Annotated in this window: 11 protein-coding genes and 1 pseudogene; 4 read left to right on the plus strand and 8 right to left on the minus strand. The window is 70.5% G+C overall.

Annotation, left to right across the window (positions count from 1 at the left end):
* Window positions 1-2 precede the first annotated feature (2 nt).
* The 3 genes and pseudogenes from MMF94_RS13695 to MMF94_RS13705 all read right to left on the minus strand — a co-directional run bounded on the left by MMF94_RS13695 (window position 3) and on the right by MMF94_RS13705 (window position 1,699).
* The gene (locus tag MMF94_RS13695; protein WP_241036757.1) at window positions 3-281 is read right to left on the minus strand and encodes a hypothetical protein; all 279 of its coding nucleotides are present in this window, start codon (window positions 279-281) and stop codon (window positions 3-5) included.
* Between the two features lie 42 nt (window positions 282-323).
* Window positions 324-527: pseudogene (locus MMF94_RS13700) on the minus strand (hypothetical protein); the annotation flags it as partial.
* A 365-nt stretch (window positions 528-892) separates the two neighbouring features.
* The gene (locus MMF94_RS13705; protein WP_241036758.1) at window positions 893-1,699 is read right to left on the minus strand and encodes a methyltransferase domain-containing protein; all 807 of its coding nucleotides are present in this window, start codon (window positions 1,697-1,699) and stop codon (window positions 893-895) included.
* Between MMF94_RS13705 and MMF94_RS13710 the strand changes: the two genes are divergently transcribed.
* Window positions 1,698-2,084 carry a YybH family protein gene (locus MMF94_RS13710; protein ID WP_241036759.1) on the plus strand — a complete coding sequence of 129 codons (387 nt, stop codon included), beginning with the start codon at window positions 1,698-1,700 and terminating at the stop codon, window positions 2,082-2,084. The genes MMF94_RS13705 and MMF94_RS13710 overlap by 2 nt on opposite strands.
* Window positions 2,085-2,100: 16 nt before the next feature.
* Here the strand turns inward: MMF94_RS13710 and MMF94_RS13715 are convergent, their stop codons facing one another.
* A complete protein-coding gene (locus MMF94_RS13715) occupies window positions 2,101-5,529 on the minus strand; it encodes an ATP-binding cassette domain-containing protein (RefSeq protein ID WP_241036760.1) in 3,429 nt (1,142 codons plus the stop codon).
* Between the two features lie 116 nt (window positions 5,530-5,645).
* On the opposite strand from MMF94_RS13715, the gene MMF94_RS13720 reads away from it, so the two are divergent.
* Together MMF94_RS13720 and MMF94_RS13725 are read left to right on the plus strand one after the other, a co-directional pair.
* Entirely contained in the window at window positions 5,646-6,692 is a 1,047-nt protein-coding gene (locus MMF94_RS13720) for an alpha/beta fold hydrolase (RefSeq protein WP_241036761.1), read from the plus strand.
* A 71-nt stretch (window positions 6,693-6,763) separates the two neighbouring features.
* Window positions 6,764-7,150 carry a PNPOx family protein gene (locus MMF94_RS13725; protein ID WP_241036762.1) on the plus strand — a complete coding sequence of 129 codons (387 nt, stop codon included), beginning with the start codon at window positions 6,764-6,766 and terminating at the stop codon, window positions 7,148-7,150.
* A 21-nt stretch (window positions 7,151-7,171) separates the two neighbouring features.
* On the opposite strand, the gene MMF94_RS13730 is transcribed toward MMF94_RS13725, so the two are convergent.
* On the minus strand, window positions 7,172-7,597 hold the full coding sequence (locus MMF94_RS13730; RefSeq protein WP_241036763.1) for a DUF1810 domain-containing protein: 426 nt from the start codon (window positions 7,595-7,597) through the stop codon (window positions 7,172-7,174).
* Window positions 7,598-7,752: 155 nt separating this feature from the next.
* On the opposite strand from MMF94_RS13730, the gene MMF94_RS13735 reads away from it, so the two are divergent.
* Window positions 7,753-7,944 (plus strand): hypothetical protein, encoded by a 192-nt coding sequence (locus MMF94_RS13735; protein ID WP_241036764.1) that lies wholly within the window; start codon window positions 7,753-7,755, stop codon window positions 7,942-7,944.
* On the opposite strand, the gene MMF94_RS13740 is transcribed toward MMF94_RS13735, so the two are convergent.
* The 3 genes from MMF94_RS13740 to MMF94_RS13750 form a co-directional block, all read right to left on the minus strand.
* Entirely contained in the window at window positions 7,931-8,995 is a 1,065-nt protein-coding gene (locus MMF94_RS13740) for a lysylphosphatidylglycerol synthase transmembrane domain-containing protein (RefSeq protein WP_241036765.1), read from the minus strand. The genes MMF94_RS13735 and MMF94_RS13740 overlap by 14 nt on opposite strands.
* A gap of 6 nt (window positions 8,996-9,001) precedes the next feature.
* A complete protein-coding gene (locus tag MMF94_RS13745) occupies window positions 9,002-9,304 on the minus strand; it encodes a DUF3040 domain-containing protein (RefSeq protein WP_241036766.1) in 303 nt (100 codons plus the stop codon).
* 157 nt (window positions 9,305-9,461) lie between these two features.
* Window positions 9,462-10,877 carry an FAD-dependent oxidoreductase gene (locus MMF94_RS13750; protein WP_241036767.1) on the minus strand — a complete coding sequence of 472 codons (1,416 nt, stop codon included), beginning with the start codon at window positions 10,875-10,877 and terminating at the stop codon, window positions 9,462-9,464.
* Between the last annotated feature and the right edge of the window lie 131 nt (window positions 10,878-11,008).

Consider the following 11,008-nt stretch of genomic DNA (forward strand, 5'->3'; position numbering starts at 1 on the left):
ATCTACGACTTGCGAGCGGCATCGAGCGCGTCGCATGCGGCTTCAGCGCGAGCAATTGCTGCTTCCACGCCTTTCAGTGCAGCCTGCAGCTCCTTGTAATGGCTCGAGTACGACTCGTGATTTTCCAGCAACTTGCCGAGCTGCTCGAAAAACCAAGTAACTGGTTCCTTGAACGCATTATGGGCCGCCGCCACCTGGGATCTCGCCTGTTTGAGACTCTTGCGTGCGCGCGCCGATGCGTTGCGCACCTCTCGCTGGAGGCGCTCCTCGTCAACAGCCACAGCATTCCCCTCGTGTCCGAACCGGAATGACCCTGTTGATCACTACCGAGAGGTCCGGCCGGGGCGTTGATACACCCCCTGTCCGGACGGGCAGGCCGAGCTGACGAGGGCCGCGTAGACGACGATGTTGTCGCGGTAGCTGCGGGCCTCTCGGTCGAGTTCGCCACCGCAGGTGATCAGGCGCAGTTCGGCGCCCGCCACGTCGCCGTACACCTCGTGAGTGGGGAAGCGGTCCTTCGGGCACTGCGCGTAATGCCAGCCGCGACGATCACGCCGAATCCGTTGAACGAACGTGACGTTCGTGCAGTCCTATCGGACGGCCGCGCCGCTCGTCCGGGCCGATGAGGCGCGCCCCGGGGGGTGCGCAGGTCCCCTGCCGAGCGAACGGCACGTTGTCCGGTCCGAGCGGACGGCCGCCGTGGCGATCACCGCCATCTGTCGGTCCCGGCCGGCCGGCCGGCGCATGATCAATCCGAGGTCCGGCTTTTCGCCCTCTCGAGGGCGCACACCCTCATCTCGCGGCGATCTTGGAGCGATGATCGTTCCGAGATCAGGGTTCGCGCCCTCGAGAGGGCGCATCGGCCACTCTCGCGGCGATCAAAACCGGGGCTTCAGGTGATCACGAGGCGGTAGCCGAGGTCGAGGTCCTCCCGTTCGAGGAGGTCGTGGTGTCGCTGCTGCCAACGTCCGTCGGCCAGGTCGCTGGTCAGGTGTTGCATCGCCGCGCCGACGACCTCTGGCGGGAGAGCGGCGATACCGGAAGCAGCTGCCCGGACGGCTGGGTCGAGGTAGGCGTGCGGGCGACGCCAGTGCGCAGCGAGGAAGCTGTCCGTGCAGTCCGCGGGGACAGGTACGGGCCGGACTTCGACCTCCCCGTGGTGGCGGGAGAGCCCGGCGGTGACGGCGCCGAGGGCGGCGGCGCCGGCCTCGCGTCGTCCGATCTCGGGCAGGTACTCGCTGATCAACCAGAACGACCTCGACATCATGGCCGGATCCCACGTGAGCACGACCTGGCGCCGGGAGACCCTGACGAGCTCGTCGAGGCCTTTTTCTGCGTCGACCCAGTGATGGACGGTGAGGATCGCGAGTCCGACATCCACTGCTTTGTCGGCGAGCGGGATCGCTTCCGCCGTCGCGCGTACAGCCGGGGCCGCGTCGGGCGGACGTTGGGCGAGCATGGTCACCGAGGGCTCCACGGCGAGCACCCGGCGATCGACGGGTTCGTAGGAGCCGGTTCCCGCGCCGACGTTCACGACGGTGGTGGCGTCGCCCAGCGCACTGCTGATCAGGGCCTGGATTCGAGAGTCCGGGCGGCGCTGGAGACCGTAGCCCTGGCCGAACGTCTGGTAGGGATCGTTGATCGCGGCCCGCACGCACTCAGGCTCGCAGAGGGTGCCGCGATACGCTACCGAGGTCATGACGACTTCTCATGACGATCCCGCTCACCTCGTCGCCACATTCCTGGCCGCGTTCAACGATGGTGACGCCGCTGTTCTCGAGCAGGCGTACGAGCCTGACGGTGTGCTGGTTCCTCGTCCCGGTTTCCCGGTGACCGGTCCTGAGCGGTCGGCGGCGAATGCCTACCTGCTCGACATGGCACTGCCCATGGATGCGCGGCCGAGGCATGTCTACGTCGCCGGCGACATCGCACTGCTCATCGTGGACTGGTCCCTTCGCGGCACCGCGCCGGACGGCACCGCTGTCGATCTCCGCGGCACGGCCACGGACGTCGCCAGGCGTGGCACCGACGGCGACTGGCGGTACGTGATCGACAATCCGTTCGGGACGGCGTTGCCTTCCTGATCAGGGGCTCACCAGGTCAGCCTGCGAGGTGCGCCCACTGACCGGAGAGCTGGGACCAGGGGCCGGTGGCTACCACCCGTCCCTCCTCCAGGACGACGACGCAGTCGGCGCGAGACAGCGCGGACTGTTTGGAGCTGCATCCCACGACCGTCACTCCGCGACGGCGCAGGGCCTCCCACAGCTCCACCTCGGTACGCGCGTCGAGTGCGGACGAGACGTCGTCGGCGACCAGGAGTTCCGCTCCGGTGGCCAGGGCCCGGGCCAGCGCCAGCCGCTGGACCTGGCCGCCGGAGAGGCGCACCCCGCGGTGGCCGACCAACGCGCCGTGGCCGCCGGCCTCCTCCACGTCGGTCTGCAGCCGGGCGTCCGAAACGGCGTCCTGGAACTCGCGGTCGTGGTCGAGCGCGATGTTGTCGGCGAAGGACCCCGACAGCACCCGCGGCACCTGGCCGACGTAGGCGACCTGGCCCGGGCGGAGGAAGAGCTGAGGGTCGTCGATCTCGACGTCGTTCCACCGGATGCTGCCCTCGTGATCGACGAGTCCGGCGAGGCTGGCCAGCAGGCTGGACTTGCCCGAGCCCACCCGGCCCGTCAGCAGCACCAGGGACCCGGCGTCGATGTCGAGAGTGACGCCGTCGGTGCCGACGGTGCCGTCGTCGTGGACGGCGGTCACGTCCTCCAGGCTGAGTCGCTTCAACGGCACCCGGCCGGCGAGGGGCGGTGCCGGTGCCGTGCCGGAGGCGAGGTCCACTCCCGGTGGCAAGGTCATCAGGTCGGCGCCGCCTGACAGGTCCGTCGCGGCGTTGAGCCAGCGCCGGGCCACGGGCACCTCGGTCACCGCGGCGCCGAACACCGTGCCGAACCAGCCCGAGCCGGACACCGCGGTGCTCACCAGCAGGGCGGTGGCCAGGTCCCACACCCCGGTCAGGTGCGCGGTCCACGCCACCACCACGCCGACCTGGACCAGCAGCCCGGGCACGCCGTCGAGCAGCGTGCGCACCCGGTTCTCACGCACCACCGCCGTGACCCGCCCGGCGTCGACGTGAGCCAGGTGGGCCTGCACCGCGGACGTCGCCGCGGCGAGCTTCACCGTGCGGGCGGCGTCCAGGGCCGAGACCAGTGACGTGCCGAATCGGGCGCGGGCATCCCCGGCCTCGCGACCCGCCGCTCCGGCCAGGGGAGCGCCCAGCGCCGAGACCGCCGCCGACACCACCAGAACCCCACCGATCACCGCTCCGGCCAGCAGACTCTGCCCGACGACGGCGGTGACCAGCACGATGAGCACGCCGTTGATCACGTCGACCCACCGGTCGGCGTAGATCACCAGGCGGTCCGAGTCGAGCGCGCGGGCGACGACCTCCCCCGGCGGCGTGCGGACGAGCCGGCGTTGCATCGTCTGTCCGCGCATCACGGCGAGGCGCATGCGCAGCGTCACCGCCCCCCACCACAGCGGGTAGGTGCGGAAGGCCAGCGCGATGGCCACCGGCGCCGAGAGCAGCGACGCCGTGAGTGCGCCTGCCGTGACCCACGGCGTGGAGCCCTGCTCCAGGGCGGTGACCACCAGACCCCACAGCCACCCCGTGACCGCGCCGTAGCAACCCAGCAGCGAGGAGGCGAGGAATCCGAACGCACCGACCACACCCCAGCGCGGATAGGCGCGCAGCATCGCCAGAACGGTGCGGGTCAAGCCGGGCGGGGCGGGCGCGGGCGGCGCCGGGCGTTCCCGGCGCTCACCACGGCTGACCAGCACCCCGGCGTCGGCGGCGGGCCCGGTCTCCCCGGAGGCGGCCAATAGCTCTCGGAACGGCCCGGGTTCGTCGGCCAGCCGGGCGCGGGGGCCATGCTGGACGACGCGCCCCCGGTCGAGCACCGCCACGGAGTCACAGCGTCGCGTGGTGGACAGCCTGTGGGCGATGACGATGCCGGTGCGCCCGGTGAGCAGCCGGTCGGCGGCCCGTGTGACGAGGCGCTCGGTCTGCGGGTCCATCCGCGCCGTGGCTTCGTCGAGGACGACGACAGCGACGTCGCGGACCAGCAGCCGGGCGAACGCGACGAGCTGCTCCTCGCCCGCCGACAAGGTGCTGCCGCCGGTTCCCAGCCGCGTGCCGAGGCCCTGCGGGAGGGACCGCACCCACTCGGTCAGCCCGAGGGCTTCGACGGCCCCCTCGACGTCGGCGCGCCGGACGTCCCTGAACAGGGTGATGTTCTCCTCGAGCGTGGCGGCGAGGATCTCGGTGCGCTGCGTGACCACGCCGACCGCGCGCCGCAGGTCGTCGATCGCCGTCGCCGTGACGTCCTGACCGGCGACGAACACCGTGCCGGGCGGTGGCTCCATCGCCCGCGACAGGAGCTTGGCCAGCGTCGACTTGCCGGCGCCGGTGCGTCCCACCAGCGCACAGGTCGTTCCCGCGGCCACCGAGAGGTCCACCGAGCGCAAGGCGAAGCCCCCGGGATAGCCGACGGTCAGGTCGCGGAACTCCACGGCGGCCGGGCCGGCCGGTACGGGCGCGCCGCCGGTGGGCTCCTGGGGAGCGGACAGCAGCCCGCCGATCCGCTGCAGGGCGCCCAGGCCCGCCTGCACCTCCGGCAGATGGTTGGTGACCTGATTGAGCTGCCCGGCGAAGGTCGTGACCAGCAGCCAGAGGGTGACCAGCCCGGCCACTCCGAGTTGGCCTCCACCCACCAGCGCGGCGCCGCTCACCGCGACTGCGGCCAGCGCGGCATGCACCACGAGGCCGGTGCGCAGGCCGACCTGGGTGGAGGCCGAGCACGTGGCGGCGGCGCGGAGCAGCACCTGCTGCGCGATCCGCGCGTACTGGCGAACGACGTGCGGCTGGCCGAGGGAGGAGCGCACATCGTCCCGACCGGCGATGGCCTCCTCCAGCTGGGCGGAGTGGTCGGACCATGCGGCTTCCTCGGCGAGCTTGCGATCGGCCACGACCGGGGTGAGCTTTCGCACCACGATCACGGCGAGCAGCCCCACCACCGGGAACCCGATCCACGCGGGCCACCACGCGAGCCCGGCGACCACCCAGGCCAGCACCGAGCGCAGCGCGGCGCGGCCCAGCTGCCACCCGGTGCGCCGCAACAGGACGCCTGCCTGACGGGCGTCGTCGTCGACGCGGTCGAGCACCTCGCCCACGGCCAGGTCCTCCAGCGCCGGCAGCGGTTGGTGGAGAGCGGCGTGCAGCAGGTCGGCACGCAGCCGGCCCTCGGCCCGCCCGACGACCCCGGAGAAGGCGGTCCGCCCAGCGGTGTCGAGCAGGCTGGATCCAACCAACAGGCAGGCGAGCAGTGCGACCAGCCATGCGGTGGGGCCTGCGGCCACCTGGCCGGCCACGACGGCGGCCAGGGTTTCGGCGGCGGCCGCGACGATGGCCACGGCAACGGCGCCTGCCGACATCGGCCCGGCCAGACGTCGCCAGGTGAGCGGCTGAACGCGCACGTTCCTCCGCCCTTCGCACCGTCCGGCCCACCGAGACCGCTGATGATGTCCGGACCGGAACGCTAGCGTCCGTGCACCGTTGTCCGCTTCGGGTTTTCCAGCGGGATACTCCTCCGGTGGAGGCTGGTCCCGACCTGCACTACGCACGCACCAGCGACGGCGTGACGATCGCCTACCAGGTGCTCGGCCGGGGGCCGGCGCTCGTGTGGCTGCCGTCGCTGGGCAACCTGCGAGCCCAGTGGCGCGTGCCGGTGCTGCGGGCCGCCTACGAGCACCTCGCGCGGTCGATGACCCTGGTGCTCTACGACGGACGCGGCATGGGCAGCTCCGAGCGCCGGATCGACCCGAATGAGCTGGGCATCGACGCGCACCTGCGCGATCTGGACGCGGTGGTCACGGCGGCCGGGCTCGAGACGACGACGCTGCTGGGCTACTACCACTCCGCGGCGACCGCCATCGCCTTCGCGGCCGAGCACCCGCGGCAGGTCACGCGAATGGTTCTCTTCGGCGGGGCGGCCCGGTTGCGCGACGCGATGAGCCCGGTGCAGACGCAGGCGTTGCTGTCGCTCGTCGACCAGGACTGGGATCTCTTCGCCGACACCGCTGCGCACGCCTGGCTCGGGTGGGCAGCGGGAGAGTCAGGGCGCCTGGTCGCCGAGGGGTTCCGCAGCGCGGCCGCGCCGAGCGTCGCCAAGGCATGGTTCGCGGCCGGCGCGGCGATCGACGTCACCGATCGGCTGCCCGAGGTCGCCGCACCGACGCTCGTCCTGCACCGACAGGGAGAACGGCAGATCCCGGTGGAGGTGTCCCGCCGGCTCGCCGAGGCGCTCCCCCACGGCAGGCTGGTCGAGCTGGCGGGCTCGTCGCCGACGTTGTTCATGGCGAACGCCCGCGGGGATCTCGAGCTCGTCACCCGCTTCCTGACCGGCGGTGACGTCGTCCCGCCCGCGGTGCCCGCCGCCACTCCCGCCGACGGCGTGACCGCACGTGAGCTGGACGTGCTCCGGTTGCTGGCGGCAGGCGAGTCGAACGCGGGCATCGCCCGCAGCCTCGGGATCACGGTGCACACCGTCGAGCGGCACACCGCCAACCTGTATCGCAAGATCGGCGCGAGAGGCCGGGCCGATGCGACGGCCTATGCGCTGCGTCGCGGCATCGCCTGACGGATTTCCGTCATCGGTCCTACCGGGCGACCTCGATGCGGGGCGCAGTCGGCGACAGGACGATCACGAGCATGACGACGACGCGATCCACCCCGCCCACGATGGCCAGGGCGAGCGCCCCCATCGCCCGTGCACTGGCCGGGCGGCGCTTCTTCCCCCTGTGGGCGGTGGTGCACCACCGTGGCCGCAGGACAGGACAGGCCCTGTCCGTGCCGGTCGCCGTTCGGGCAACGGCTGACGCCGTCGTGATCGCGCTGCCCTGGGGCCCCCACACGAACTGGGCACAGAACGTGCTCGCGGCCGGCGATTGCGTCCTCACGTGGAAAGGCGTCGACCACCGGCTCGACCGGCCCGAACTGATCACCACGGCCGACGCGAGACCGTACTTCGGGTCCGCGACGTGGGCCGTGGTGAGCCGGCTGCTGCGGGCCGAGTCCTTTCTCCGGCTCCACCGCTAGGTGCAGGTGAAACGTCGCGCGTCACAGCCGGCTGGTCGTGGCCTCGTCCGGCTCCCCTCGGAAATACCGGGCGAGCACATCGAGGAACACCTGCTGCTCCGGCGCTGCACGGGCGAAGAGCGTCATCGACGATCGCAGTTTCTGCGCATCGACCGGTCCGAACACCTGCACCGCGCTCACGCCGTCGAGGTCAGCGAGCGCCGACGCCGACTCGATGAGGCGCGGCCCGAGTACCGGGTGGGCGAGGTAGGCCTGCGCCTCCGCGAGACCGGAGATCGCGAAGCGCCGGGACGTCTCGCTCAGGCCGAGCCCGGCGATCTGCGGGAAGACGAACCACATCCAGTGGCTGCGCTTGCGGCCGGCGCGCAGTTCGCGCAGCGCCTGGTCGTAGGTGCCGCCGTCGTCCTGCGCGTCGACGAAGCGGTCGAGGTCGAACGGGTCGGTCACCCCACGCAGGCTCGTCGGTGACCCCGACGGCGTCAAACCGAACCCGAGAGGCACGAGCGCGTTCCGGATTCCGGCCCCGTATGAATTGAGGGCCGGAATCCGGAACGGATATTCGTTCATTCCGGCGCCGCACGAGCTTGTTCTACGATCGCCTCATGTCGGATCTCGACGGCCCCATCGAGGGGGGCGATTCCGTGTGCTGGCTCGACCAGCTGTGCCCGGAGTGCCGCGCCATGCCGACGCCGGAGTCTCCGGAGCGCTGCTGGCGTTGCGGTCACCTGCTGGCGGAGGAGGCCGTCCGATCGACGGAGACCGGCGGTAAGGACTCCGGCTTCACGCAGGAGTGAGCTCCGGCGCGTGGCGGTGCAGATGCAGCGGAGCGGTGTGGATCCACAGCGCGTACACCAGCCAGCCCATCAACGCGAGACCGAGCCACGTGATCAACCGGTAGATCAACACGCTGGCCGCTGCTTGCGCCGCAGGCACGCCGGAGGCCAGCAGCAACGCGAGCAAGCTCGTCTCGGCCAGCCCGGCGCCGCCGGGGAAGATCTGCAGGGCGATGCTGGCCTGCACGAGCAGGAAGCCCACCAGAAGCCCGCCCCACGGCACTGAAGCGCCCACCGCCGCGACACTGGCCGCCAGACTGAGGAAGTCCAGCACCCACGTCGACGCCGCGATCGCGATCAGGCCGAGCCAGCGCAGGCCGCTCGGCTGGAGCACCGTGAGACGGGCGGACAGCCGCCGGGAGACCTGGTCGGCCCGCTCGGCCCACGCGGCCCGGCAGGTCTTGCACACCCCCGGTATCCACTGGGCCGCCAACACCAGCCCGCGCAAGCCGTGGCGCAACACCTCGGGATGGGTCAGCAACTTCCACGCCCCCACGGCGCCGAGGGCGATGACCACCGCGAGCGCGATGCCGAGGACCAGGGGGATGCGGCCCACGACGCCCAGGCCGACCGAACCGAGTACCAGCAGGCTGAGTGTGGCGATCACCCCGGCCACCAGCACCGACCACGAGGCCAGGGCCGAGTCGACCTTGCGGCGGCGCAGTTGGTCGATCGCGTACAGGATGGCGCCGGCCCCGCCGACCACGGGGATCGTGGTGGACACCGCGTTCTCGACGAAGTTGATGCCTTGGACGGTCGGGACCGACAGCCGGGCCCCGCCGACGAGGAGAAGCTGCCGGTGCAGCTCGCCGTACACCACCAGTGCCGCCACGCCGAACGGGATCGCGACGAACAGCCATCCCCACCGAAGGTGGTCGAGCGAAGTGAAGGCCTCGTCCGCCTGGCCCACCAGACCTGGAATCAGCCAGGCCAGGTAGCCGACAGCGGCGCCCACCACTACCCAGTGCAGCGCCGTCTGCCAGTGCTTCTTGATGAACGCTCCCCAGGCCAACGTGCTCTACTTCCCGTCGGGTCCGGTGGTCCGGTGGTGCGGCCGCTCCTTCGCCACGATGAGCAGCAGCGGATAGATGACCAGCAGGGCCAGCCCTCCCACGACAGCGATCGCGGTGGCGCCGGTCACGAGTCCCGCCAGCCCCAGCAGCACACACACCGCCAGGGTGATGGAGGACGCCCTGGCCGCGCACAGCCGGCGGCGCGGCCCCATGGGTGCAGCGAGCCTGCGGACGAGCTCGGGATCACTCCTTCTCGTGAAATCCGCAATCCGGCTCAGTTGTAGGAATTCATTGTGATCAAGGGACATCTGTTCCGCCGTCTGATCGTTTTGAACTGAGTATACGTGGGTGGCAATGCGGCAAGGCCTTTACTGCCGACTTCCGGATGGCTTCACCGCTTCGTGGCACTCGGGTCGATCGGTGGCCCGATCCGTATCGGCTAGATCGACCGATATGCGTCGATGGTCAGGCCGGTGACCCGTGCGGCTCGTCCATGCGCACGACCGTGGCGAGCACGTCGTTGAACGCTTCCGTCGAACTGGGGTGGGTGTAGATCGCGTCGCGGAGCTGGGCCGCCTTGATCCCGTATCGCATGGCGAGCGTGACCGTGTTGATGAGCTCCTGCGCGTCGATGCTCAGCAGTGCGGCACCCAGGATCTCGTCCGTCCAGCCGTCGATCACGAACTTCATGATTCCCCGGGTCTCCTCGACGGCGTACGCGCGAGGCATCGCCACGATCTCGGCGACCGGCTGGCTCGTGACCTTCACCAGGTATCCCGCTTCGCGTGCCTCTCTCTCGGTCAGCCCGACGGACGCGAACGGCGGGGTCATGAACAAGGTGCGGGGAATCGCCACCCGGTCCGCCGTCGAGCGCCTGCCCTCGCCGACCAGCTGGTCCACCACGATGCGGCTGTCGTCGAGAGAGATGTAGGTGAACTGCGGGCCGCCGTTGACGTCCCCGAGTGCGTAGATGTGCGGCTGGCTCGTGCGCAGGTACTCGTCGACCTCGACGGCTCCGTTCGACGTGGTGCGAACGCCTGCGGCCTCCAGCCCGAGGCCGCGGGTCGCCGGCACGCGGCCGGTGGCGGCGAGGATCGCGTCGACCCCCTGGGTGTGCTCCAGGCCCCCGTTCTCGAACACGACGGTCGCTTCGTTCTCACCGTCGCGAATCTCCAGCACGCGCGCGCCCGTGATGATCTCGATTCCCTCGCCCGCGAGGATGTCCTCCGCCACGGCAGCGACGTCGTCGTCCTCACGGCCGAGAATCTTCGGCGCGGCCTCGAACACGGTGACGTGGGAACCGAACCGCGCGTAGATGGCCGCGAACTCGATGCCGAGGTAACCGCCGCCCACGATCGCGAGCCGTTCCGGCAGGTCCGTCGTATGGATCAGATCAGTGCTGGTGAGGGTGTACTTGCTGCCTCGCAGCCCGGTGATATCCGGAATCACCGGTTCGGAGCCGGTGTTGATCAGAATCTTCTCGGCGACGACGGTGAGACGGTCTTCGCCCACTCCGACGGCGACGGTGTGCGGGTCGACGAAAGTGGCCCGCCCGGTGATCACGGTGACGGTGTCGGCGTTGTTCAATGCGTCGTAGTTGCCGCTGCGGAACAGCGAGGTCAGCGCCTCGACGTGCTCGACGGAGCGCTCGTAGAACTCCTTCACCGAGTCGCCCGAGCGGCGTTTGCCGGAGTGGTGCACGAGCGCCTTCGTCGGCACGCAACCGACGTTCGGGCACGTGCCCCCGTACATCTGGTCCGACTGCTCGACGAGCACCACACGCTTTCCGAGGTCCCCGACTTTCGCGGCGGTGACCTTGCCGCCCTTGCCGAACCCGATGACGAGAACGTCGGCGTACAGGGTCTTGTCCGTGGTGTCCATGGTCTCCAGTTCTTCGAGGGTCGATCTGTCTGGTGGGAGTGGGGCTACTGCCCGACCTTGACGCCGGGCTCGCCTGCGGCGTACTGGATCGGGTTGCTGGTCAGGACGTCGGCGGCGTGGGTCGTGTGTCG

The organism is Pseudonocardia alaniniphila (assembly GCF_022524485.1).
GTDB lineage: Bacteria > Actinomycetota > Actinomycetes > Mycobacteriales > Pseudonocardiaceae > Pseudonocardia > Pseudonocardia alaniniphila.